Source organism: Agrobacterium sp. A3-95, assembly GCF_053521785.1.
In genome coordinates this window covers 185386-210290 of sequence record NZ_JBNWDR010000007.1, presented here as the reverse complement: position 1 = coordinate 210290, position 24905 = coordinate 185386, and the positions used below count along the sequence as shown (strand labels likewise).

17 protein-coding genes are annotated in these 24905 nt (G+C 55.7%); 12 read left to right on the top strand and 5 right to left on the bottom strand.

The features are described 5' to 3' along the window. Position 1: 1 nt before the first annotated feature. Complete coding sequence (locus tag ACQZ5Y_RS19015; protein WP_174059988.1) at positions 2-4285, bottom strand: CheR family methyltransferase; 4284 nt, start codon at positions 4283-4285, stop codon at positions 2-4. Between the two features lie 787 nt (positions 4286-5072). Here ACQZ5Y_RS19015 and ACQZ5Y_RS19010 point away from each other — a divergent pair. The 4 genes from ACQZ5Y_RS19010 to ACQZ5Y_RS18995 all read left to right on the top strand — a co-directional run bounded on the left by ACQZ5Y_RS19010 (position 5073) and on the right by ACQZ5Y_RS18995 (position 9966). Continuing rightward, positions 5073-5801 (top strand): LuxR C-terminal-related transcriptional regulator, encoded by a 729-nt coding sequence (locus tag ACQZ5Y_RS19010; protein WP_038493595.1) that lies wholly within the window; start codon positions 5073-5075, stop codon positions 5799-5801. Positions 5802-6017: 216 nt separating this feature from the next. Beyond that, complete coding sequence (locus tag ACQZ5Y_RS19005) at positions 6018-7421, top strand: glutamate-1-semialdehyde 2,1-aminomutase (RefSeq protein ID WP_174059939.1); 1404 nt, start codon at positions 6018-6020, stop codon at positions 7419-7421. A 117-nt stretch (positions 7422-7538) separates the two neighbouring features. Continuing rightward, positions 7539-8609, top strand: coding sequence for an NAD-dependent epimerase/dehydratase family protein (locus ACQZ5Y_RS19000; RefSeq protein WP_003517624.1), 1071 nt, complete (start codon positions 7539-7541; stop codon positions 8607-8609). A gap of 13 nt (positions 8610-8622) precedes the next feature. Next, positions 8623-9966: a DUF4910 domain-containing protein gene (locus ACQZ5Y_RS18995; protein WP_174059940.1), complete on the top strand. Its 1344-nt coding sequence runs from the start codon at positions 8623-8625 to the stop codon at positions 9964-9966. A 4-nt stretch (positions 9967-9970) separates the two neighbouring features. Here the strand turns inward: ACQZ5Y_RS18995 and rfbC are convergent, their stop codons facing one another. Continuing rightward, complete coding sequence (gene rfbC, locus ACQZ5Y_RS18990) at positions 9971-10498, bottom strand: dTDP-4-dehydrorhamnose 3,5-epimerase (protein WP_019566369.1); 528 nt, start codon at positions 10496-10498, stop codon at positions 9971-9973. Between the two features lie 307 nt (positions 10499-10805). On the opposite strand from rfbC, the gene ACQZ5Y_RS18985 reads away from it, so the two are divergent. The 7 genes from ACQZ5Y_RS18985 (at position 10806) to ACQZ5Y_RS18955 (ending at position 18354) form a co-directional block, all read left to right on the top strand. Further along, positions 10806-12098, top strand: a complete 1293-nt coding sequence (locus tag ACQZ5Y_RS18985; protein WP_174059941.1) for a methyltransferase domain-containing protein — start codon at positions 10806-10808, stop codon at positions 12096-12098. Further along, positions 12095-12907, top strand: coding sequence for a glucose-1-phosphate cytidylyltransferase (locus ACQZ5Y_RS18980; RefSeq protein WP_019566371.1), 813 nt, complete (start codon positions 12095-12097; stop codon positions 12905-12907). Before ACQZ5Y_RS18985 ends, ACQZ5Y_RS18980 begins: the two co-directional genes overlap by 4 nt. Then, on the top strand, positions 12904-13557 hold the full coding sequence (locus ACQZ5Y_RS18975; RefSeq protein WP_026330955.1) for a PIG-L deacetylase family protein: 654 nt from the start codon (positions 12904-12906) through the stop codon (positions 13555-13557). Before ACQZ5Y_RS18980 ends, ACQZ5Y_RS18975 begins: the two co-directional genes overlap by 4 nt. A gap of 86 nt (positions 13558-13643) precedes the next feature. Continuing rightward, on the top strand, positions 13644-14354 hold the full coding sequence (locus ACQZ5Y_RS18970) for a response regulator transcription factor (protein WP_065663168.1): 711 nt from the start codon (positions 13644-13646) through the stop codon (positions 14352-14354). A gap of 54 nt (positions 14355-14408) precedes the next feature. Further along, positions 14409-16571, top strand: a complete 2163-nt coding sequence (locus tag ACQZ5Y_RS18965; protein WP_112291246.1) for a GumC family protein — start codon at positions 14409-14411, stop codon at positions 16569-16571. Between the two features lie 39 nt (positions 16572-16610). Beyond that, positions 16611-17834, top strand: coding sequence for a polysaccharide biosynthesis/export family protein (locus tag ACQZ5Y_RS18960; protein ID WP_236762975.1), 1224 nt, complete (start codon positions 16611-16613; stop codon positions 17832-17834). Between the two features lie 223 nt (positions 17835-18057). Next, positions 18058-18354, top strand: coding sequence for a hypothetical protein (locus tag ACQZ5Y_RS18955; protein ID WP_065663102.1), 297 nt, complete (start codon positions 18058-18060; stop codon positions 18352-18354). Between the two features lie 540 nt (positions 18355-18894). Here ACQZ5Y_RS18955 and ACQZ5Y_RS18950 read toward each other — a convergent pair. The 3 genes from ACQZ5Y_RS18950 to gmd are packed head-to-tail and all read right to left on the bottom strand — an operon-like array spanning position 18895 to position 23427. Continuing rightward, positions 18895-21435, bottom strand: a complete 2541-nt coding sequence (locus ACQZ5Y_RS18950; RefSeq protein ID WP_336510362.1) for a glycoside hydrolase family 28 protein — start codon at positions 21433-21435, stop codon at positions 18895-18897. Beyond that, on the bottom strand, positions 21378-22373 hold the full coding sequence (locus tag ACQZ5Y_RS18945) for a GDP-L-fucose synthase family protein (protein ID WP_162647837.1): 996 nt from the start codon (positions 22371-22373) through the stop codon (positions 21378-21380). Before ACQZ5Y_RS18945 ends, ACQZ5Y_RS18950 begins: the two co-directional genes overlap by 58 nt. Further along, positions 22357-23427: a GDP-mannose 4,6-dehydratase gene (gene gmd, locus ACQZ5Y_RS18940; protein WP_019566379.1), complete on the bottom strand. Its 1071-nt coding sequence runs from the start codon at positions 23425-23427 to the stop codon at positions 22357-22359. The genes ACQZ5Y_RS18945 and gmd overlap by 17 nt, the downstream gene beginning before the upstream one ends. A 42-nt stretch (positions 23428-23469) precedes the next feature. On the opposite strand from gmd, the gene ACQZ5Y_RS18935 reads away from it, so the two are divergent. Beyond that, on the top strand, positions 23470-24831 hold the full coding sequence (locus ACQZ5Y_RS18935) for a class I SAM-dependent methyltransferase (protein ID WP_236762976.1): 1362 nt from the start codon (positions 23470-23472) through the stop codon (positions 24829-24831). Positions 24832-24905 lie beyond the last annotated feature (74 nt).

The following is a 24905-nucleotide window of genomic DNA, read 5'->3' as shown; positions in this document are numbered from 1 at the left end:
CCTATTCTTCGGCATTCAGGACAAGCCGCAAGAGCGCCGGCAACGACGTGGATTTCGTTCGGCGCATGATTGAGGCGCGATGATTCTCGACAGTGCGCTGACTAAGCTTCAAATCGGCTGCAATGACCTTGTTGGCCTGCCCCTGAACAATTCGGTCAAGGATCTGACGTTGCTTGCGAGTAAGCGTCGCCAGCGTGGCTCGAGCCGTTTCACGCCGCTCTTCGCGCTCGTTCGCGTCACGCGATCGCTCGAGGGCCGACTGCACGCTCCGATATATTTCCTGGTAAGAAAAAGGCTTCTCGATGAAATCGGCCGCTCCATATCGCATCGAATTGATTGCCATACGGACATCGCTGCGACCCGTGATCACAATCACCGGAAACCGGTGATGTCTTTCTTTCAGCAAACGTAACAACTCCATGCCGCCCATGCCGGGGAGATACGCGTCGACAAGCAGACAGCCTGATCTGTCGGGCTTGTAGTTTGCAAGATACTCTTCTGCCGAAACATAGGTTGCGACCGCCCAGCCTTCTCCTTCGAACAGAGCGCGCAAATTGTCCCTTATGTCCTGCTGGTCGTCGATGACTTCGATGAGCCTGCCCGTCATCGGCTCCATATATTCAGGCTCGCTTATGTGACCTGCTCTCTCGCCGTTTTGGCGAACGACCAGTGTCTCCACCATCTGCATGACGTCCTTGAGTTTCGCCGGCTTGTGCAGATAAGGAATTTCGTGCTGAGCAAAATCCCTCAGGGCCTTGCTTGAAATATCGCCAGTGAGAATGAGTGCCGGAACATTTTGGCGGAGTGCTTGCCGAATATCTTCAATCGCAGCTATGCCATTCCCGCCTGTAGGAAGATTGTAGTCTGCGAGAACAACGTCGGGCATGAACTTCAGCCCTCGAACAATCGCGATCGCTTCGGCAGCAGTTGAGGTCGCAGCGACCACGTATCCAGTTTGCTCCAGACCGATCTTGAGCAGATCGCGCATTCCGTTTTCGTCTTCGATGATCAAAATCGACGCGGACGACAGGGCGATCGCTTGACGCGAATTGTCATCGACTGGCGCACGCAATGGCGCAAGCGGCTCCCCTGCCGGCGCCCGATCGATCTCGATCATGAACGCGGAACCTTCATGCAATCGCGACCGCACCGTAATCTTCAGTCCCAGAAGTTCGCTCAGCCGCTTGACGATTGACAATCCCAGCCCCAAACCCCGGTCTTCCGCGCCAGCAGATGCGTCGAGTTGATGGTATTCCTGGAAGACTTCCTCGATATGGTTTTCGGGAATGCCTATACCGGTGTCCCACACTTCAAACCGAACCTTTGCATCGACCCGGCGACAGCCGACTAGAATTTTGCCGCTCGGCGTGTATTTCAGTGCATTGGATAGAAGGTTGCGAACGATCTGCTCGAACAGGCGGGGATCGGTGCGAACGGCAAGGCTGGACGGTACGACACGGAGTTGCAGCCCGGCGGCCTGAGCGGGATAATAAAATTCCTTGAACAGCCTTCCCAGAAGATCGCCAATCGCAAAGCTCACGATCTGCGGTTCCACCATCCCCGCTTCGATCTGGTTGATGTCAAGAACAGAGTTGAGTATACCCAGCATCGAGGACAGCGTCTCCCCCATCCTCTGGACGAAAGTGCGTGCTTGCCCTTCACCCACGTTCCTTTCCAAAAGCCCGTGCAACAGCTTCAAGGTTTGCAGCGGCTGACGCAGATCGTGGCTTGCCGCAGACAGGAATTGCGACTTGGCCTCGGTCGCCCGCTCGGCGAATTTCTTGGCAGCTTCCCTGCTTTCGGCAACCTGTTTCTGGGCACTTATATCGATGAAGGTGATGACCACTCCGTCGATTGCCTCGCTCGCGCCGCGATAGGGTTTGACGCGGCGGACATACCAGCGGCCATCGGGTCCTCCTATCTCTCGGTCGATTGTGTTGCCTTGGAGCAGCGTCGCCGTTGCATCGGCTTGAAGCGTAATGTCGCCGTCAAAGCCGCTGAGGTCCGACAGGGGTCGATCGACATCGGAGGATATGATGTTGAATACTGAACGGGTGGCGGGTGTGAAGAACCGTATACGAAGGCTGGAATCAAGAAAGAGCGTCGGGACATCCGTGCTGTACAGGACATTTTGCAGATCGTTGGAAACTGCCCGCTGACGCTCCAACGCTTCTTGCAATTGATTGTTGAGGGCTGTCAGCTCTTCATTGAGGGATTGCAGTTCCTCTTTCGAAGTAAAGAGTTCCTCATTCGTCGACTGATACTCCTCATTCAGAGACAGTGCTTCGGCGGTGATCTGCTTCTGTTCTTCGCTGGCAATTTCTAGATTGCGTATGGCGCCCTGCAATTCCGCCCGTGTCTCCTCCAGTTCGAATTCAAGCTCAGTAATGGGCGACGCATCTGTCGTTGATGATTTCTGCGATCGGACAACACCGTTGGCCTGCGCAGCATCCTCCACAAAACATATGAGGAACAGCTCTTCACCCTGACTGAAGAGCGGCTCGACATGAATGTTGAACTCGATATGTGCGCCGTTGCTGTCGAGTTTTGCATTCTTGGCTACGAACGGCTTTTGATCCCGGCTCGCATGGTGGATCGCAGACCTGATCTTATTATGGAGCGCCGTCGGTGTGATGGCGAACAGGTCATGCGATGCCGGGCCTGAAGCGATCCGCAGGAACCTTGCTGTCGGGCCGATGGAGTAGAGATACTCATACTTCCGATTGACGAGGATTGCGGCGGGCACGTAGCTACCCAGCAGAACCTGGGAAACCGCCTCGGCAAGCGCACTGTGCCTCGACGCTGAAGTCACCTTTCCTAGCGAAGAGGGAATTCTGACATTTCCGCCCGCAACCGCACCGAAATTAAGATCACCGAAAACCGGCGGCCCGATACGCCGATATACCCTTTCGGATTCCGAAATCAGCTTGAAACGGTCATCCATTCCGCCAACGGTTTCGGATTTTCCGACCAGTAAAATGCCGTTCTCCCGCAGGGCGAACCTGAAAAGCGACAAAACCTTGGCTTGGGCTTCCGCTTCGAGGTAAATCAACAAGTTGCGGCATGAAATTAGATCGATCCGTGAGAACGGTGGGTCGCTGAGGACATTCTGCACGGTGAATACCACCGCCCCACGCAGTTGCGCCGTCACGGTATATCCGTTGTCATCCCTTACGAAATATTTTTCCAGCAAGTCCGTCGGCAGCGACTTGGTCGCCTCATGTGAATAATGTCCGTCTCTGGCAATTGCGACCGCCTCGCCATCAGCGTCCGAGGCAAACATCTGAAACTGGAGACGAAGGCCCATGGACTGAATGAGCTCGAGGAAGAGAATAGCCAGAGAATATGCTTCTTCCCCCGTGCTGCATCCAGCGACCCAGACCCGCACTGCTTCGTGAGCCGCTTTTGCGTGGAGAATATCCGGAATAATGGTATCGCGTAGAAAGTCGAACACCTTCCCGTCGCGGAAGAAGCTGGTGACGTTGATCAGGAGATCCCTGACGAGATTTTGCCGCTCGTCTTCGCTGCTTTCGAGAATCTCAAGATACCGGTCTATCTTCTCAATCTCGATACCGAGAACCGCCATGCGTTTTTCGACCCGGCGCTGCATCGTTCCATGTTTATAGGCCGAAAAATCATTCGCTGTGGAAACCCTCAATATCTCGATGATCCGGTCCAGCTGGGGCATTCGGCGCACCATCGAGTGATCGGCTCGAAGCCGCGACAGCAGCGCAATATGTTTGGCGATGGCCGCAGGCATCTCTTCGACCGGTAAAACCGTAGCGCCAATGCCCAGCGAAATGACACTTTCGGGCATGCCGCCAAACTGTGCCTCTTGAGGCTCCTGCACCAGAACAAGTCCCTTGAAATCCCTGATCTGCTGGACGCCGAATGAGCCATCTGACCCCGTGCCGGACAGGACAGCTGCTATCGCCCATGGCCCGAATTCCTTGGCCATAGAACCCAGGAGAAAATCAAACGGCAGAGGTGCCTCATGCAGTTCACGCCGGGGCGACAGATATATCCTTCCTCCGTCAACCGACATCAGGAATTTTGGTGGAATGACATAGACGTGCTCGGGCTCTATCAAGGCAAGGTTGACAGCCTCCGTTACGACCATAGTCGTTTCGCTTGCCAGAAGCTCTGCGAGCATGCTTTCATGCGACCGGTCAAGATGCTGAACGAGAAGAAACGCACAGCCGGTTTTTTCAGGCAACGCTTTGAGCAGGGCTCTGAACGCATTCAGTCCACCCGATGAAGCACCGACGCCGACAATCGGGAACATCCTAACAGGACGTCCTTCCTGTGATCCGGACATCGAACCGGTGTCTACCTCGAAAGTAGAAGGAACCTTGTTACTATCCTCGCCGCGTTCCGCCATATTCGCTCTCGTTAAAATTGACGCGCATTCCAAATAGAGATCGACCCTTGCGAAGCGTCAGGCGTTGTGGGTCAACAAGTCTTGAAAGCAGCCATCAAGGCCTTGAGATCATCAGTCAGGGATACATAGTCACCATGCCCCGTCACATGCGGGGCGCAGCGCGTCCGATTGTCGTGAGGTGCAATTTCAAAATGCGATTAACACGCATAAGTTGCTGACATCGCGAACAAAAGCACGAATGGAGGATGATAAATCAATCCGGCCGCGATTATAATTCATCCATTATAGTTAGTGGTGTCGCGCAAAACATGATGATGGCCTGAAAGAATTATATTTCAACAGTTATGGCGTGTCTGGTTGTCTACCCACATCATGCCAGATTGAACGCCCGCTCGAAATCTCAATCAAAAGTGAGTAATTTCCGAACCTTTTCCAGTTGCGATACTCCATTGTAGGATGCCGGAGTCGAAATTCGGGTAGTGCCACGTCTGTTGATTTCTGGCCGATTTTTAAATTCCGAAAAATCCAGACCGCAACAGAGTAGCTTCCGAAGTTCTGATTGATGACGGCGTTCCGGGTTGAATTACTTCAAACTTCCGTGGTGCCGAATCTTAGAAAGAAAATCTTCGGTTGCGTCTCTGCCAAGCCAGACAGATCCGCAAAGCACTCTTTAGCGCGGATAGGACATACCATGCTGACATCAGTTCCCAACAACGGACATAGCCAATTCTCATCAAATTTCCATGTGGTTGCGCACTCGAAACCTATGGAAACTTCGGTCAGAAAGCTGGCGATCATCGATGACCGCGCGCTCGACCGTGAGTGTCTGGCTCAGAGCCTGATCGCATACGGCCTTGATATGGAAGTCGAGTTGTTTTCATCACTCGACGACTGGAGACATGCTCCAAACGGCCAGCATAGCGGCATCCTGGTCAACGTCGGTCGCAGCGATTTTTGCGATGACGTATCCCTCCATGAGTTGCGGGAATTCATTGCCGACTTCCCTTATCTGCCGGTCGTCATTCTCGCTGAAAACCGCGATCTGCGTCAGGTCATGAGGGCGTTCGACGCGGGCGTTCGGGGATACATCTCCTCGTCGATAGGACTGGCGGTGTGCGTGGGCGCCATCTCACTTGCATTGGCGGGCGGCGCGTTCGTATCAGCTGAAAATCTGAGCGATCTCAGGCAGTTGCTCGTGGTTGCGGAAGACAAGGAACGACAGCGCACGGCCATGTTCACCCAACGTGAGGTCGACGTCATCAACGCCTTGACGCAAGGCAAGCCAAACAAGATCATCGCCTACGAGCTCAATCTTCGTGAAAGCACCGTAAAGGTACATATTCGCAATATCATGAAGAAAGTAGGCGCCAAAAACAGAACAGAAGTGATCTTCAAAATATCCGATCTCTTCAAAAACTAAAATCAAGTGTCGTGCAGTGGACCTATTGCAGAACCATAATTGCCTGCGGGTGTCGGGCCCCGCATGATGCGGACGTATCGGAGCGATTATGACGGGAAGGCTGTACATCTCCTCTAAGCCTTTCGGCTAGCATTCCCAACATAAAGACGGGGTAACGGCCACCGAGCCGGATACGGTAATCTCTGGTCATTGGACATATGGACCCGGGATTGCGCCATGCAAACTTTCGTCGAAAATTTCGAAAACTCGGATCGACTGCGCCAGCGCTCCCGCAACATCATACCGGGCGGTGCACATACCTATGCAAAGGGTGACGACCAGTACCCTGTCCTGTCTCCCGGCTTTATTGAACGGGGATATGGCTGTCATGTCTGGGATGTCGATGGAAATGAATATATCGAGTATGGCATGGGCAATAGGGCTGTCGGCCTTGGCCATGCCTATGCCGACGTCGTAGAGGCGGCGCGTGCGGAACTATACCGCGGCTGCAATTTCACGCGCCCGTCGAAGATCGAGGTGGATTGCGCCTCGACTTTTCTCGATACGATCCAGACAGCCGAAATGGTCAAATTCTGCAAGAACGGTTCCGATGCGACATCCGCCGCGATACGACTTGCACGGGCTGTTACCGGCCGTGACCTGATCGCGCGCTGCAGCGACCACCCCTTTTTCTCCACCGACGACTGGTTCATCGGAACAACGGAGATGAATGCGGGCATTCCTCAGGCGATCCAGGATCTGGTCCTTGGCTTCACCTACAATGATCTGGCGAGTGCGCGTAGTCTGTTTGACCGCTTTCCAGGTCGTATCGCCGCCTTTATTTTGGAGCCGTCACGCGGTGATCCGCCTCGGGACCAGTTTCTTCACAAACTCCAGAAGCTTTGCCACGAAAACGGCGCGCTTTTTATTCTCGACGAAATGATCACCGGCTTCCGCTGGGATGCGGGTGGCGCGCAGAAGACATACGATATCGTCCCCGATCTATCCTGTTTCGGCAAGGCGCTGGGGAACGGCTTTTCGATTTCCGCACTTGCCGGCAAGCGGGAGTTTATGGAACGAGGCGGTATCGATCAAACCGATGCCCCCCGTGTCTTCCTGCTTTCGACGACGCATGGCGCGGAAACGCATGCGATGGCGGCGGCCATCGCGACCATGAAAGTTTACACGCAGGAACCCGTGGTCCCACATCTGGTCCGACAGGGAAATTCGCTGCGCGCCGCCATCAGCCAGATCGCAATTGCGCACGGACTGGATTCCTACTTCGGCATTCAAGGCCACTCCGCCTGCCTCAGCTACTTCACGCTGGACCAGACCGGAAAGCCGTCTCAGGCTTTTCGCTCGCTGTTTCTGCAGGAAACCATCCGTCGCGGCCTTCTCGCACCGTCTCTCGTTGTAAGCTACACGCATGAGGACGAGGATATAGCCAAAACGCTTGACGCTATCGATGGAGCGCTCGTCGTCTACCGTAAAGCGCTGGAATACGGAGTCGACAAATTCCTGACGGGACGCCCATCCGATGTCGTCTTCCGGCGTTTCAACGGCAACGCGCAGCATCAGGTTAGCCATGGGTTGGTCATGGCCGACATGCCCAAATTATCGGAAAGCATCCGAAAGCCTTAACCGGCCGGGGCACCTAGACCGTTCGCATTATCGATACAGCCGCTTTGCGCGGTGCATCGATCTCGCCTGAAAAGATACGCTCGTTGCAATCGAAAATAGATTTTGAGGGGAAATTTCATGCACGTTCTGGTCACCGGGCATCGCGGATATATCGGCTCCGTCATGGTACCCATCCTGCGCAAGGCGGGTCACGAAGTACACGGCTATGACACTGAATTCTACCATCGCTGCGCTTATGTTCCAGGCGGACCTTTGCCGCAGGTCCCCGGCGTATGCAAGGACATCCGCGATATCCAGCCTTCGGATATGGAAGGTTTCGACGCTGTCATTCATCTTGCAGCGCTGTCCAACGATCCGCTGAGCAATCTCAATCCGGAAATTACCTATGAGATTAATTACCGCGGCAGCGTTCGGGCAGCGCGAGCCGCAAAACAGGCCGGCGTCAAGCGTTTCATCTTCGCCTCGTCGTGCAGCAACTACGGCGCCGCTGGCGAGGGACTGGTCAACGAGACGGCAGAGCTGAAACCGGTATCGGCCTACGGCACGTCGAAGGTCTTGGCGGAGCGGGAGATTGCAAGCCTCGCGAGCCCCGGCTTCTCGCCGGTCTATATGCGTCCGGCAACAGCGTATGGCCTTTCGCCCATGCTGCGTTTCGATATCGTCCTCAACAACCTGACCGCTTGGGCGGTGACTGAAGGACTGATCCTCCTGAAATCCGACGGATCGCCATGGCGCCCAATCGTTCACATCGAGGATATTTCGCGCGCCTTTCTGGCTGCGCTCGAAGCGCCGACCGATGCCATACACAATCAGGCTTTCAACGTCGGGCAGGATGCGCACAACTATCAGATCCGGGAGATCGCCGAAATCGTCGCTCTCACGGTACCTGGATGCCGGCTGCAATATGCGAGCGATGCAAGCCCCGATACCCGTTCCTACCGCGTCGATTTTGGCAAGATCGCCCGTGCGCTTCCGGCGTTCAAACCGACATGGACGGCGGCCGCAGGTGCCGAGCAACTCTACCGGGCCTACAAGAGCGCCGGCCTGACAATGGCCGAATTCGAGGGACCGCACTATCAGCGGATCGGCCAACTCCAGAAGCTGATCGGCGACAAGGATATCGACATCAACCTGCGCCGCCCCATGGCCGCGCCGCGCCAGAACGCTGATATTGCGGCATCGGTTTAAACAGGAGGCCCGGATGGGCAAGATGGAGCCCGGTGCAAAGCTGACAGGCGATGCATGGAGAGAGGCAGGTATCGGCCAGACTATTCATGATCTGGCTTCCCGCCTCTTTCCGATCTGTCGCAGCATCACCGGCAAGGGCGTGCGCGACACCATCGATATCCTTAAAGACTATATCGATATCGAGCAGCGCGCCGTCCCTAGCGGGACGCGGGTTTTCGACTGGACGGTGCCCCAGGAATGGAACGTCCGGGACGCCTATGTGAAGAACGCGGCGGGACGCAAGGTGATCGATTTCCAAAGGTCGAACCTGCATCTCATGAGCTACAGCATCCCTCAACGTCGTGTGATGCCGCTGGCCGAACTGCAAGCGCACATCTACACCTTGCCGACACAACCCGATCTCATTCCTTACAAAACAGCCTATTACACGGATGCCTGGGGCTTTTGCATGTCGCATCATGAATTCCTCAAGCTAGAGGAAGGCGACTATGAGGTCGTCATCGACACCGAAAAAGCGTCAGGCAATCTGTATTACGGCGAACATCTGCATATCGGACAAAGCACCAAAGAGGTGCTTCTCTTCGCGCATATCTGTCACCCGTCGCTCGCGAACGACAATTGTTCAGGCCTGGCATTGCTGACGTGTCTTGCCGCAGGCCTGAAAAGCAGGTCCACATATTACAGCTACAGGTTCGTCTTCGCACCCGGAACGATCGGCTCCCTGTCATGGCTTGCGCAGAACGAAGACGGGATATCGAACATTGCGCATGGTCTTGTGGTTTCGTGCATTGGTGACGGGGGCGGGCCGAACTACAAGCGCAGCCGCAGAGGAGATGCACTGATCGACCGGATCGCCGCCTGCACCCGCTGCGGAGAGGATCGTAAACATCTGGCAATCGCCGACTTCATTCCCTACGGCTATGACGAGCGCCAATTCTGTTCGCCGGGCTTCAACCTCCCGGTTGGACTATTGCAGAGAAGCGCTTTCGGAACATTTCCCGAATATCACACCTCGGCCGACAATCTCGACTTCATCCGGCCCGAACATCTCGAGTCATCCTTTTGGATGATCATGGACATGATCGATGCTCTCGAAGACAACTGGACGCCGTTGAACCTTCGGCCCAAGGGTGAGCCACAGCTCGGAAAATACGGGCTTTTTCCTGCGATAGGCGGCCATAAGACGAATGACGACCGCACCATGGCGTATCTATGGATACTCAACCTCGCAGATGGAACCAACTCACTACTGGATATCGCCGAAAGGTCTAAAATGCCGTTTGTCGATATTGCGAGCGCTGCCGGCAGGCTGCTCGAGGCGGGCCTTGTCTCGAACCTCGGTTTCCTGACGCGCTAGACCTTCATTGCAAAGCGGGCCAACCGAGGTCCTTTTCCGATATGACCGAGGGCGGCGCAGGCCATTCTACACCTATCGCGGGCTCGTCATACCGGATCCCTGCCGCACTTGCCTCGGCATAGGGCACCGAAATCAAATAGGACACAGCAACGTCGTCGCTGAGCGACTGGAAGCCGTGTGCAAAACCCTCGGGAATGTAGAACTGCGCGCCATTGTCGGCCGACAACACCGTGCCAACCCATTGCAGATAGGTGGGCGAGCCCCGGCGCAGATCGACGGCGACATCCCAGATCGATCCTTTGACGCAGGAAACCAGCTTTGTCTCCTGATGCGGCGGTCGCTGGAAATGCAGCCCTCGTACCGTGTGTTTCAGCTTTGATAGAGAAAGGCTGTGCTGACTGAAGTCCGATACCAGCGCGTTGCTCTCAAATTCGCGTTTGCAGAACGTCCTGGCAAAAGAGCCGCGACTGTCCCGCACAGGCACCGTATTGACGACCCAGAGCCCCTCGATTTTCGTCTTCTCAAACAGCATTCGGCGCTCCTGATGCAATCCCGTATTCAAGAAGAATTCTCCACCATTTCAGCGGCTCCGGAATACACCCATAGGCAGCACCATACCTTGAAGGCGGGCTGGCAAATAAGTCACCCTTTCGGTTGCGGAAACCAGCCGCCGGAAGCGAATTTTAGCGGATTCCAATATAACCCTACGGCTTATGGATGACGTTTTCGAGCCGAATGCAGTATCGTCACCCACCCCGATCCATAGTATTTTTTCCAGTTAATAAAAGAATTTTCTGAAATTCACTCGAAGACAATGCGATGAAATCAGGGGGCGTCAGATGAATAATGAGGCAGTTTTTTCTGCAAGACTGAGCTCGACGCATCACGTCGGGCTTTGCCGTCTTTGCAGCTCGCCATTGGTGCATACCTTCGTCGATCTTGGAATGTCTCCGCCCTGCGAAAGCTTCGTCGCAGCTGACGCAGCCAACGACGTCGAGCCGTTTTATCCGCTCCACGCATTCGTTTGCGACGAATGCTTCCTCGTCCAGCTTCAGGAATATGTGGCGCCCGAGAATATTTTCACGGAGTACGCGTATTTCTCCTCGTTCTCGGACAGTTGGGTCGCTCATGCAAAGCGGTACTGCGACATGGTCATCGAGCGCTTCGCGCTTGGCGAATCCAGTTTCGTTGTCGAGCTTGCCAGCAACGACGGGTACCTGCTGCAACATTTCCTGACCAGCAACATCCCGATGCTCGGAATTGAACCGGCGGTCAACGTCGCAAAGGTGGCGATCGGCAAAGGTATTCCGACACTGACTGAATTTTTCAACGAGGCTCTAGCAACCAATATGGCGGCCAGAGGCCAAAAAGCTGATCTCATCATCGGCAACAATGTCCTTGCCCAGGTGCCTGATATCAACGATTTCGTCGCCGGTATGAAAGTGCTGCTCAAGCCTGAAGGCGTCATCACCCTTGAGTTCCCGCATATCGAAAAGCTAATCGCGGAAAACCAGTTCGACACCATCTATCACGAGCACTTTTCCTACTTCTCATTGCTGACCATAGAAAAAATGGCCCGCCGTCATGGGCTAAAGGTTTTCGATGTCGAAGAGATCCCCACACATGGCGGTTCGCTGCGGGTCTTTTTCTCGCACGAGGACAGCAAGTTCCCGCGTGAAGCCCGCGTGGATAGCCTCCTGGAACGGGAGCTGAATGCCGGGCTCGACAGAATAGAGACCTATACGGCCTTCTCCGAAGCCGTACGCCAGACAAAGCGAAACCTCCTGTCTTTCCTCATCCGCCTCAAGGAGATGCGCAAATCGATCTGTGCCTATGGCGCACCGGGAAAGGGCAACACGCTGCTAAATTATTGCGGTATCGGCACCGATTTCATCGATTTTGCAGTCGATCGCAATCCTTACAAACATGGTCGCCTCACGCCGGGAATGCATATTCCGATCCGGCCCGTGAGCGAAATCCAGCGCATGAAGCCGGATTACGTTCTCATTCTCCCCTGGAACCTGAAGAATGAGATCGTTGCACAAATGAACGACATCAGAAACTGGGGCGGGAAATTCGTCGTTCCAATTCCCGACATATCCATCATTGATCCGAAGGAGTTGGTACAATGAAGGTCGTCTTGTTCTGTGGCGGCAGGGGTACTCGCATCAGGGAATATTCCGAAAGCGTCCCGAAACCGCTGATCCCGCTCGGGTCTCAACCGATCATGCGGCATGTCATGCAATATTACGCTCGTTTTGGGCATGAGGACTTCATCCTCTGCCTTGGCTACAAGGCGCACGTCATAAAAGAATTCTTTCTGAACAGCCGGCCGGAAAGCTATGCCGACTGCGTCATATCGAGTCCCGGACGCGTGGAATTGCTTGAGGAACTGCCAAGGGACTGGCGCGTATCCCTGATCGATACGGGGATATGGCGCAATATAGGCGAGCGCCTCTGGGCCGTACGTCATCATCTCAAGGGCGAGAAGATGTTCCTTGCCAATTATAGCGACGGCCTGACCGACGTCGATCTCGACGACATGATTGCCCAATTCGAAAAGAGCGACAAGCTCGCCTGTTTTCTGGCTGTCAGACCGCCCCTCACTTACCACCTGGCGGAAATCGACGAGAGCGGAAGGGTCCGGGAATTTCGGTCGTCGGAAACATCCGACATGTGGATAAACGGCGGCTACTTCCTGATGCGACCCGAAATTTTCGACTACATGCGCGAGGGTGAGGAACTCGTGCTGGAACCGTTCTCGAGGTTGATTTCTGAAGATAAATTGATGGCCTACAAACATGAGGGTTTCTGGCGGTCAATGGATACGCTGCGCGACTGGCAGACGTTGGAGGCAATGGTAGAGCGTGGTGACATGCCATGGATTGGAGACGATGCGTCGATGGCACGCAAGTCGTCAAACACGAAGCTGCTGCCATGAAAAACATGTCCCTCGCTTCCGCCGGTGATCGTCTGTCGATCCTTTGTCTCGGAGCTCACTCCGACGACATTGAGATCGGCGTCGGAGGCACGGTACTCAGCCTGCTTTCAAAGGGCGTGTTGCTCGATGTCTATTGGTGCGTCCTCAGTGCCGGTAACGAGCGCGCCCTGGAGGCACGCAGTTCCGCCGAAGCTTTTCTTGCAAAAGCAGCGTCCTACTCAATTGAACTGGCATCGTTTCAGGACAGCTACTTTCCCTCGCAGAGCCGCGAGATCAAGTCATGGCTGCTGACATTGCGCGACAAAGTCAGTCCCGACGTCATATTCACGCATAGCCGCGAGGACGCGCATCAGGATCACCGCGAAATCAACAGGCTCACATCCAACATCTTCAGAAATCACCTGATCATGGAATACGAAATCCCGAAATGGGACGGCGATTTCGGCAGAAGAAACGCCTACGTGCCGTTGAGCGAAGACGCGATGAACATGAAGGTCGAGCTTCTCTTGCAGCATTTTGGAACACAGAGATCCAAGGACTGGTTCGATGCGGATACCTTTCGCGGTCTGGCGCGGCTGCGGGGAATGGAATGCCGTGCGCCTACACGTTTTGCGGAAGCCTTTACCGTCAGGAAGCTGACGTTCGCCTGAACAGGCAGAAGGCCCGTTTACGGTACGAAATCGACGTTTTGCGGAAATTAAAAGAAACCAAAAACAATACAGGGGGCATTGTCGTCATGATCCAGAACCACATCTCCGAAAACCCGCCGGAAGGCACACTGCATCCGCAGGCCGCAGCAAGTGCGGCTGGCTATATCGGCATCATAGATCGTCGCATGCTGGAGCGGGAATGCCTCGCCCATAGTCTCAACTATCAATATGCGGACAGGCGCATCCTGACCTTCTCCAATCTCGGCGAATGGCAACAGGCACGCGCGGAAATCGGCATGCCTGCTGCAGTTCTGGTCAGCGCCTGGCCCGGTCCGTCTGCAGAGACAAACCGCGATCTTGCAGAGATTGTGGCTGCCGTGTCTCCGGCCGCCGTCGTCGTGCTCTCTGACGATCAGGATATCAATACCATTCTGGATACCATCGCTCTTGGCGTGCGCGGGTACATATCGAGTTCCGTCAGCATCGACGTCTGCGTCCAGGCGATCAGTCTTGCAATCGCGGGCGGCCGTTTCATACCGGCCAGCAGCGTCATGAACATGAAAAGTCTATTCGGCCTGACTGCACACGCATCCGTTCCTCCGACGAAATTTACAAGCCGTCAATCGGCTATTGCGGAGGCCTTGCGGTGCGGAAAGGCGAATAAGGATATCGCTCTGGAGCTGAACCTTTGTGAAAGCACCATCAAGGTGCATATCCGCAATATCATGAAGAAGCTTGGAGCAACGAACCGCACGGAAGTTGCCTGCAAGATCGGCGACATGGCGTACGACCGCTAAGCACACGACATCCACTGACCGCTACCGAACGCCCCGCTTACAGCAGGAACCGTCATGATCCAGTCGTCATCATCTCCGGTTGAGCAGGAAGGTATTTCCCGCTTCATATCCATACTGCGGGAGCGGCGCAGAGCCGTCTTCATCTGCTTTCTCGCCAGTTTCGCAATCGCGGCAATCGGCTATGCGCGAACCCCCATCCGTTACAAGGCCGAGGCAACCCTTGCGCTTGATGTCCGCAAGCTTCAGGCGCTCCCCACTGAATCCGTGGTCTCTCCGCTGCCTCAGGAAAGCCCGGTGCTTCGAACCGAACTCGACATCATCGGGTCAAGGTCCATGGCGGAACGGGTTCTCGTCATCCTGCAAAAAGATCGACTGCTCGAAGGGCGGCAACCCAACTCCGACCGGGCGGACGCCGACGCGATCGTGCTTGGCAACGACGCCGAGACATCGAAAATGATCGATAACCTCATGACCAATGTTCGTGTGATGAATGATGGCCGGTCGTATACAATCTACATATCCTATTACGCCAACGATCCGGCGCTTGCTGCGAAAGTCGCCAATGCTTTCGGAGCAGCCTATATCGACTACCAGATCGACCTCCAGACAACGGCAACCCGGCGTGTCAGCGCATGGCTCGGCGAGCGGCTGGTCAGTCTTCGGACGGAACTCGAGGAGTCTGAACGCCAGGCCTCGCAATTTCGCGAAAAATCCGGATTGATAGACACTGGTGGTCTTCCGTTGCAGTCGCAGCGTCTTTCAAGTCTAAATGTCGAGCTGACAACGCTACAGGCCAAGTTGGCGGGGTCAAGGGCGCGCCTGGCCACAGCACTCGAACTGCAGAAAAGCGGTGACGGGCTCGGGATCACCGAAGTTCTGTCCTCACCATCAATCCAGCTTTTAAGGGCCGAGCAGGCAAGGGTCATCAGGGCCATTGCCCAGATCGATGAAAGCGGCGCCGTCATGAGCCCAGAGCGGCCGCAGTTATCCTCCCAGCTCAGTTCACTCAACAAGCAAATCGATTCAGAGATCGCCCAGATCATCGCTGCATTGCGCAACGAGATCGAGGTCAACGAAAAACAGCGGCAGGAAGTAGAGGCCAGCCTCAATGATGTGCAACGCGCCATTTCCACGACGGATATGGCAATGGTTCAATCCGGGCAACTTGACCGGGAAGCAGCAGCGAACCGCTCGATCTACGAGACATACCTCGCACGCTACAAGCAGACCATCGAACAGGACGGTATCGCAACTGCCGAGGCTCGGATCATATCGAGCGCCATGCCTTCCCGTAAACCGACCAGTCCTGACGAGCGTCTGTGGGCAGTGGTCGCGCTTCTTCTCGGTTGCAGCACCGGTTTAGCGGCAGCTTTTATCCTGAACTTTACGGACCGGTCCGTTGGCTCCATCACGTCTCTTCAACAGAAAACCGGACTGAACGTCATTGGGAGCATTCCACGCATTTCCTTCAGAGAGCTCCAGAACACGCCCGGAAAATTCAGCAGCGGCGCGGCGGATTTCTACAGCGCGTTTGCCGACCTTCAGACCCACATACAGTTGGCCGAGAGCAAGGCGAAAGTGATAGCCTTCACCTCTTCGGCCGATGGGGAAGGCAAGACGTTCGTGATCGCCAATCTTGCCAGATCTCTTGCGATGAGCGGCGTTAATCTGCTGCTGATCGATGCCAATCTGCGGAACCCGGCTCTCGGGAGGGAATTCGATGTGGGATCGACGTCGCATGTTGGCCAGGCGGTCAGCCGTGAGGTGTCTCTGGACGACATCATCCAACGCGATCAGGCCTCCGGGGTCGACATCATCGTCGCCGAGAAAAGCGACCTGCCGCCAAATCTTGTTCTTGGAAGCAAGCGCTTCGCCGGCCTGATTGCAGAGGCGAGACAGCGATACGAACTGGTATTGATCGAGGCCCCATCCGTTGCCCATGACCTGGACCTGTTGCGGATCGCCACCCTGTCGGATGCCGTATCATTCGTGGTCCGGCAGGACGTCGCAGATGGCACGGGCATGAAAAATGCCGTCATCAAACTGCGGGTCGCGGGCCGGCCGATCACAGGCATCATCCTCAACGGAATCCGACGCCCGAAAAAGCGCCATCCCCCAGTCTGGCCGAGGATTTTCCGGGACTGGAATACTCATTTCAAGCTGCGGAAACGGGCGACCAGTCTGCGCCCCCCGGCTGTCGTCCATAGCGAGAGGTGAAACATGCGCTTCGTGACAAGGTCCAGGGGCTTTTCCTTGATGATGGCCAGCACCACCTTTCTGTCTCTCGCCGTTTGCCAATTACCGGCCGCCGCAGATGGCACGAACTACAAGGTGGCTACCGGCGACGTCTTGACGATCTCCGTCTATGGCGACCCGGGCCTGACCGGCCTCTTCCCCGTCAGTGCAGATGGAACGATCGGTTATCCGCTTCTTGGCAACGTCAACGTGGTCGACCAGACAGTGAACGAAATCGGTGCGCGGATCAGCCGCGATCTGGCAAGCCATGTGGCAAACCGCTCCGTTGCCGTTGCGGTCAAGGAATATGCTCCGATCTTCGTTGTCGGCGACGTCCAGAAGCCGGGAAAATATGAATACCGTCCCGGCATGATCGTGCTTGAACTCTTCGCACTCGGCGGCGGATTGCGCGAGTCGAATGCACAGAGGGATACCTCGGGCATACAGTTGATCTCTGCCCAACAGGAATATGAAGACATGTCGATGCAACTCCTGTCGCAGGATATCCGGCGCGTCCGACTGGAAGCGGAACTCAACGACACCGAATTTGAATATAAGGGCGACGAAATCGGACTCGTCCGGGATCGCACCGCACTGGAGAAGATCGTAGAATCTGAAAAAAGTCTGTTTCGCCTTCGCCTCTCGGCGCAGCAAGACGAAAAGACCAACCTCGAGGTCCAACGACAGAACTTCATTCAGGAAATAGACACGCTCCAGAAAAGCAACGTCATGCGCACCCAGCAACTAGAGTTGCTCGACATGGACGTCAACGCCTCGAAGGAGCTTGTCACGCGCGGTGCAGCCTCAGAATCAGCACTGAGAGAGCGTAAGCGCGAACTGCTATCCATGAACCAGCAGGTGCTGGAATCGACATCGTTTCTGGCGCGCGCGCAACAAAACAAAAGCGAAGTAGAGCGGCGTATTCTGGATCTGAAAAGCAAAAGGCACAATGACGCCGCGACCGAATTGCGGGAAACCTCCCTGGACATCATGCGTTTGAAGAAAAAGCTGGCCTTCAGCCTTCAATCCATGGCCGAGATCGGCTCGACGGCGCGGCGGGTTTCCAGCCTCGAGGACATGATCCAGACCAAATTCTTCATCGTGCGTCAGGTTGCAGGTACATACCGCGAAACAGCTGCGGACGAGCATACGCAGGTCCGGGCGGGAGACGTTGTGCGCGTCCGCCTGTCGGTATCCGGCAGAGACCCTGTTTCAGCGGCAGTCGTCACAGGAAGCGTCAACTAAGAGAGACGAGCGTCTCCGACGCCCCTGCTTGAGCGGCCCTGAAAGCAGCTACCGCTTTTGGAGAGCTATAGCGCCATGTCGCAATTTGCTATCCTCAATAGTGCCCTCCAGCAGTCTCGTAGGACCAGCACCAATCAAAAGAGTTTGCCGGCGTTCCGATCGGTAGGATCTCGATTTCCTCCACAGAATAGAAACGACCGGTACCACTGCCAGGGAGACGGAGATGGAATCTGCGAACGTTCCGGTTGGTTATCATATGGTCAGGCAGCGTGCCGTCATCATCGTGAACGGCGAGAAAGGGCTGCAGCCCGTCAATGTGACACAGGATGCACTGAACGACATCCAGTCCCCACCGCGGTGCGATGCGCAACGTCTGGCGCAATTCGTCGACGTGTTTGCAACGATAGCGGCATCCAAAATCGAGAAGGGAATGTTCGCGTTCGATGGACGGATTTGGATCACAGCGACCGACGTGCATGCCTGGCTCAATTTGGCGGCGGAAAACGGGGCTGCCAAGTAACGTCTCTCAAACTCTAACGCTTTTGTCCCTATACTTTTACCCCAAGCGCGAAAATTCGGCGCACAGCACATGGATGGATGCGAACCCTACCGCTTATAGCTAGATTGAACCGAAACGATAAAAGCGGTTTGTAAGAGTAACCCGTCGCCCCCTGATACTTTGGCGGGTCCCTGGCAACCGGGGTTACCCGGTAACTGGGAGGGCTCGCTCGTTCAACCGGGCGAGCCTATTTGCGTTCGGCACAAACCGTCACCAGCGCCGCGCAAATCTTGTTGCGCCGACGGGTTGAGATTGAAATTTGCAAGAATATTACCCTCGTCAAACTGGAACCACAGATCGCTCGCCACTCATGGAGTAACGAACGATCCGTCGGTCCCCTCGCCTGAAATGAAAACCGTCGAGCCTTGATCTCAATGGCCCGTGGCATCGCATTGCCTTGAGTGATTGAGCCATATTCGCCACTTTCCGGCAGCTCGTCAATTCACCGCAGATACGTCATTAGAGGTACCTTGCCGGGGTTTTCGGGGAATAGACTCCGGTTCAATCAGGTGTCAGCCTTGCAGCATTGGAGGACGATTTAACGGTGACGGCCTTAGGCCCCTCGTTTCCCACTGCAAAACCGCTCCATGTAGAGCCGACATTTACCCAGCTGTTCTGCGGATGCATCGTCACGAAGCCCGCACTTTGAACGGGCCCTGGCGTTCCTCGGGTAAAATGATTGTTGTAGAGCACCGTGTTGATCCGCCTTGAGCGTTCGGCCGGTCCGGCCTTGAAGCTGCCGTCGTGCGTCCACATGAGTTTGTATGCATCTACGAAGCCGTAGCGGACGTTGGCGAAGGTATTTCCATCGAAGACCGTCCCATTATAGTCGGCGCCGGGATGGTTCCAAGTTTCATATTCGACGCCGATATAGGCGATATCCGTGAACCTGTTCCTGCGATAAATATTCCCCAGACCGCCCCAGATGCCGGCAACGCCGGAATCCGCGAATGTCGTGCCGACATAGAGGCCGCTGTTGCTGCGTGTCACACTGTTGTTGGAATATTGCAGGAAATACGGGCTGAGTCCCCGCGTCGAGTCCAGCGCAACCGTCATCATGCCGTGTCGCATCTGGGAGATGCGGTTGCTGTCGACCACCACGTCATAGACGTTGCCGTAGAGAAGAACGCCGGTGGAATCGGAATCGTGCTCCGCATAGCTTGCCCTGCCATCGAACACATTATCGTATATCACGGCTCTCGATGCGGTCGCTGCGAGAGCAAAACGGCTCGTTCGATCCGGCACCACATTCCAGGGTTGCTCGAGCAGAACGACAGAACCGTCCGTCGACGCGATGTGACGGTGCTGCCCGGCCCCTCGCCCGCCAACGATGACGAGATCGAAGCCGCCCGGCATGGCATCCCCCAGATCCGACAGTGACTTGAAGGTAACCGAGTTCGAGGAAGCGCGGACGAAATCGTTTTTAAGCTTGCTCCCGACGATCTCGAAGCAGATCTGTTCGCCCTTGTTGCAATCGACCTTGGTGCAGTCGTGGGGCGCGGCGTTTCGCGAGATGTTTTTCTCAAAATAGAGGTTTCGCATGCTCCCGAAATGCGCCTGGCCAACAAAAAAACGTCCGATGCCATGACCGTCGTCGCGGCTTTCATCCGCATTTGTCAGCTCGTTGCCCGTCATGGCGAAATCGCGCCCACCCCATAGCGCGACGACGGATTCGCCGTAACCCGTCATCCGAAACCGATTGTTGGAGAAAAACACCTGCCGGCTCGCGCCGTAAAAGGATCCGTTCTCGATCAGCTCGGACGCATGCACAAAAAGACCTACGGTGTCCTGGGCATCGAACGCCGGCACGCCCCAGGCGTCGATACGTACGGAATCCAGCCGTATGTTTTTGGTGTTGCGCAAAGCAAGAAGAGGTTTACCTGCAATGTTGCGGTTGGCATTGAGGGTCAGGTTTCCGAACCGGGTGTCGTCGCCATTAACGACAACCATGCTCTGATCAATCCCGTGGTTCAGCCTGATCTCCGTTTTGTTCACCCCTTCCCCGAACCACGCCACATTGGCGGGCGCAATCAAAGGCTTTGTCACGAGATAAATCCCGGCGGGGAAATACAAAACCGATGGCGCCGTAGCGGCCGCGGCGTCGAGCGCGCGCAAGATGGCTGCGGTGTCGTCGGTCATGCCATCGCCCGTTGCCCCGAACTGCCTGGCATCGATGCGCTTTTTATCCTGCGCCGCCCATGGCGATTGCGACAGGACCTCAAGCGTCAGCGGACCGCTCCAGCCGAAGCGGCCGCCATGCGTATTGTGAACCCAAACTTCATAGTTACCCGGTGGCAGAGCCGGCACCTCGAAATCGACCTTGAAGGGGTTGACGGAGGTTGCCGCAACATACGAGCCGGCAACAGCGACCGGCTTGATATAGAGATAGGATTGGCTGGTCCCGTTGGACCGCGAAAGGTTGCGTCCATAGACCGAGACGATGGCTCCCGGCGCTGCGGCATCGGGCCCGATCCACCAGCTTTCCGTGCGATTGATTGCGAAGCTGCGCCCTTGAACAGTGCCCCGCTGGGGCCTGATCAGGTAGGTGGACCATGAGGGAAGCGTGGCTGGCAGCAGCAGCGTCGCCGCCGTCGCGTCAGCCGTCAGCGGCGCCAACGGGGTCACCACGCCCTCCGCGGCACCGGGGTGTTGCGAAAAGACTTCGAAACCCGTTCGTCCATCGAGATCGACACCGGTCATCGAGACAACCTCGCCAGGGCCCGCCGTTCTCGAAATTTCCGCGATTGCCGGCCCCTTGCCGCCTACCTCTGTCCAAGGTGGATTGAAGGCATCCGCATCATCCGGCAATCGTGGTTCTGGAACAGGTATCGGGAAACCGAACTGGCGTGGATCAGGTTGGCTGCCTTGCTTTTGCTCTTGCTCTAGCCCTCCCCGCACCGCAGGCTGCCCGGCAGACGAGAGACCCGAAAATGCGAGCACAAGGGCGGCAAGCAAAATCGATAATATCAGGGCATTTGGCGATCTCATCTTGCCGCTTGTCGTAACATATCCGATTGCAGCGACTTCGGTTGTCGCCACCACTCATACAAATCCTGAATTCCGTATCTGAGTTCGACCGTCGAGTTCCAGCCAAGCGCGTTGAGCCGCGAGCAGTCTAGCAGCTTTCTGGGGGCTCCATCCGGTTTGCTGGTGTCAAAAACGATCTGCCCATCGTAGCCGACGATGCCTGCAATCAGATGGGCGAGATTGCGGATGGATATCTCCCGCCCCGAGCCGATGTTGATCAACGGAAAATGCGCCGATGATTTCATGAGGAAGCAACAGGCATCCGCCAGATCGTCCACATGGAGAAACTCACGCAGAGGACTGCCCGTACCCCATAGTACAATCTTGTTCTGGCCGCTGATTTTCGCTTCATGCATTCTCCTGATCATCGCAGGAATGACGTGTGAGCTTTGCGGATCGAAATTGTCGTTCAGCCCGTAAATATTGGTCGGCATGACGGAGACGCAATTCAGGCCGTACTGACTGGAGTAGAATTGGGAAAGCTTGAGCGCCGCGATCTTCGCAATCGCGTAGGCCTCGTTGGTAGGCTCCAAAGGGCCTGTCAAAAGGGCATTTTCCGTGATCGGCTGCGCTGCGAATTTCGGATAGATGCAGCTAGATCCCATCCAGAGAAGCTTTTCAACACCGATATCGGCAGCCGATTTCATGATATTCATCGAAATTAGCGTATTGGTGTAAAGAAAGTCCGCTGGATACGCCGCATTTGCTGCAATGCCTCCAACCTTGGCGGCAGCGACAAAAATGACCTCAGGTCTTGCCGCCGCCATCCATTGCTCCGTCTCGTACTGTCGGGTCAGATCAAGCTCGCTGCGAGAGACTTTGAGAACTTCGCAATTTTCGCGCTGGAGACGTCGCACGAGTGCCGAGCCGACCATTCCGGTATGGCCGGCAACCCAGACGCGCTTGCCATTCAAGCTGAACGGGATTTCTTGCGATTTATGCGACGAATTCATTTCTTCCCTCTTCCAACATCACGAGGCGAAGATCCGCTTCGACCATTTCCTGAACGAGGTCGCAAAAGGAAGTCGAGTGGCTCCAGTTGAGTTTCCTGCGCGCCTTGCTGGGGTCGCCGAGAAGAAAATCCACTTCCGCCGGACGAAAATATCTGGGATCGATTTCGATGATCGTATTGCCGGTTTTGGCGTCGTATCCCACTTCGTCACTGCCATCGCCGTTCCACTCGATGGTCTTGCCGACCACGCCGAAAGCAAGCTCAACGAATTCCCGCACCGTATGTGCCTCGCCGGTTGCGAGCACATAGTCCTCGGGTATTTCCTGCTGCACGATGCGCCACATGCCTTCAACATAATCGCGCGCATGCCCCCAATCCCTCTTTGCGTCGAGATTACCAAGACGCAGCTTGCTCATGAGACCGCGTTCGATGGCAGCAACGCCGCGCGTGATTTTCCGCGTGACGAATGTCTCCCCGCGAATGGGGCTCTCATGGTTGAAGAGAATGCCGTTGGATGCGTGAAAGCCGTAACTTTCCCGGTAATTGACCGTCATCCAGTATGCGTAGAGTTTTGCCGCAGCATAGGGGCTTCTCGGATAGAACGGCGTACCCTCGTGCTGAGCAACGGTGCCCATCCCTCCGAACAGCTCCGATGTGGACGCCTGATAAAACCGGCAACGGTCGCCGAGGTTGAGAATGCGCATGGCTTCCAGCAGCCTCAGCGTGCCAAGCGCATCCGCATTTGCCGTATATTCCGGCGTCTCGAAGCTGACCTGGACATGGCTCTGGGCGCCGAGATTATAGATCTCGTCGGGCTGGACCTCCTGAATGACCCGGCACAGGTTCGTTGCGTCCGTCAGGTCACCGAAGTGAAGACGAAAGCGAAGGTTTTCCTCGAAGGGATCTTGATAAAGATGATCGATCCGGCCGGTGTTGAATGAGGAAGACCGCCTTTTCAGGCCGTGCACGATATATCCCTTGGCAAGCAGCAATTCACTGAGATAAGCGCCGTCCTGCCCGGTTACGCCGATAATCAAGGCTCTCTTGTCTACCATCCACCACATCTCCCAGCGGTTCCGGCCCCGGATGGCGCCTCCTTGAAAGGTATAACGAGGCCCTGCGCATCGGCAGCATACCAAAAGGGAGAGGACGGCCGGTCAGAACTGGCTGATTCACTGTCCACCACGTCGACATCTGCCTTTAAGAGGAGGCAGGGTGGGTATCCCCGCTTCCGACTTAAGCCTTTTGGTCGAGTTGCAGGTCACGCAGGCCGTGCCAGACTTCAAAAATACAACGCCGGGTCGCGCACGATCTTTACGATAACAGGTAGCGCGAGACGACATCATCTACGGTTCATGGAGGCGGATTGGATGGGTACGTTCGCGACGACTTACGAAAAAATGCAGAACTTCAACTGGCTGACGCGCTTTCTGCATGCAGGCCGCTATCGAAAGCTGCTTGAGGTCCTCGAAACAGTGCAGAAGGACGTCGGCAATCGGAAGGTCAGAATACTGGATATCGGCTGCGGCCCCGGAACCGCGGTCGGACATATTCTGGAAAAGTTCGACGTTGATTACGTCGGTATCGACTACGATCCAATCTTCATCGAGGCCGCGCGCAATCGCTACAGCAACTACGAAAACTGCCGTTTCATCGTCGGCGACGCCACCGACGAGAGCCTTTACGAAACGATCGAGGCCGACATCGTCATCGCGCTGGAAACGCTTGAACATATCCACCTCAACCGCACCGTCCGTGTCATCGAGCACGTGTGCGCGATCGTTCGTCCCCGCATTTTCCTGGTTACGGTACCCGTCGAAGTCGGGCCAGCCGTATGGATCAAGAACTGGGGTTCGGCCCTCATGGGCTATAATCGGCAATCCGGCAATCTGAAAGAGACTTTTTGGGCAGGCTTATACCGGCTGGACCGGGTGCCCGCGCACCATACGTCACATCAGGGTTTCGACTGGCGGTGTCTGGCGCAGCTTATCCGCGTCAACGCGCCCCTGCGCGAAATCCGCAGCCTACCGTTTTCTTTTGTTCCACGCTTGCTCAGTCCGAACGTCGCGCTGATCGCCGAGCCGGTAAAATCGAGGATCGATCTGGCAAACGATGACCCCGAAGCATGGAAGATCAACCATGGCCAGACAACCTGGAACCAACAGCATATTGTCGACGGTGCCGTTGCAACCGATGCTGCGCGCCACGCCAAGTCCTCGTCAACATGGTCGATGCGCCTCAAGGGATTGCTGGGAATGGGCCTCGCCACCATGCCATTTGCCTGGCATCGCTGGTCTTACATCTCCATTTCCCCAGGCGAACTGCACTCATCGCATTTCCTGCTGACGATCGACAAACACTTGCTGCGGCCCGATCAACCTATGGAGGGCGACATTATCGTCCTTGCAGGGCAAGCCATTGTTCAACGCATTTCTGAAGCCAGCTATCTGCTGATCTAGGATAAGGACTTGTCAGCCGCAGCGAGCGCAGAGAAGACGAAAGTCGGACATGAATCGTTCCGGGTTGCGGACAT

Coding starts and splice junctions, on each gene's coding strand:
- ACQZ5Y_RS18955 (WP_065663102.1), top strand. CDS start 18,058: ATGGAATCTGCGAACGTTCCGGTTGGTTATCATATGGTCAGGCAGCGT.
- ACQZ5Y_RS18965 (WP_112291246.1), top strand. CDS start 14,409: ATGATCCAGTCGTCATCATCTCCGGTTGAGCAGGAAGGTATTTCCCGC.
- ACQZ5Y_RS18985 (WP_174059941.1), top strand. CDS start 10,806: ATGAATAATGAGGCAGTTTTTTCTGCAAGACTGAGCTCGACGCATCAC.
- ACQZ5Y_RS18960 (WP_236762975.1), top strand. CDS start 16,611: ATGATGGCCAGCACCACCTTTCTGTCTCTCGCCGTTTGCCAATTACCG.
- ACQZ5Y_RS18970 (WP_065663168.1), top strand. CDS start 13,644: ATGATCCAGAACCACATCTCCGAAAACCCGCCGGAAGGCACACTGCAT.
- rfbC (WP_019566369.1), bottom strand. CDS start 10,498: ATGCTGTTTGAGAAGACGAAAATCGAGGGGCTCTGGGTCGTCAATACG.
- ACQZ5Y_RS19005 (WP_174059939.1), top strand. CDS start 6,018: ATGCAAACTTTCGTCGAAAATTTCGAAAACTCGGATCGACTGCGCCAG.
- ACQZ5Y_RS19000 (WP_003517624.1), top strand. CDS start 7,539: ATGCACGTTCTGGTCACCGGGCATCGCGGATATATCGGCTCCGTCATG.
- ACQZ5Y_RS19010 (WP_038493595.1), top strand. CDS start 5,073: ATGCTGACATCAGTTCCCAACAACGGACATAGCCAATTCTCATCAAAT.
- ACQZ5Y_RS18975 (WP_026330955.1), top strand. CDS start 12,904: ATGAAAAACATGTCCCTCGCTTCCGCCGGTGATCGTCTGTCGATCCTT.
- gmd (WP_019566379.1), bottom strand. CDS start 23,427: ATGGTAGACAAGAGAGCCTTGATTATCGGCGTAACCGGGCAGGACGGC.
- ACQZ5Y_RS19015 (WP_174059988.1), bottom strand. CDS start 4,285: ATGTTCCCGATTGTCGGCGTCGGTGCTTCATCGGGTGGACTGAATGCG.
- ACQZ5Y_RS18945 (WP_162647837.1), bottom strand. CDS start 22,373: ATGAATTCGTCGCATAAATCGCAAGAAATCCCGTTCAGCTTGAATGGC.
- ACQZ5Y_RS18980 (WP_019566371.1), top strand. CDS start 12,095: ATGAAGGTCGTCTTGTTCTGTGGCGGCAGGGGTACTCGCATCAGGGAA.
- ACQZ5Y_RS18995 (WP_174059940.1), top strand. CDS start 8,623: ATGGGCAAGATGGAGCCCGGTGCAAAGCTGACAGGCGATGCATGGAGA.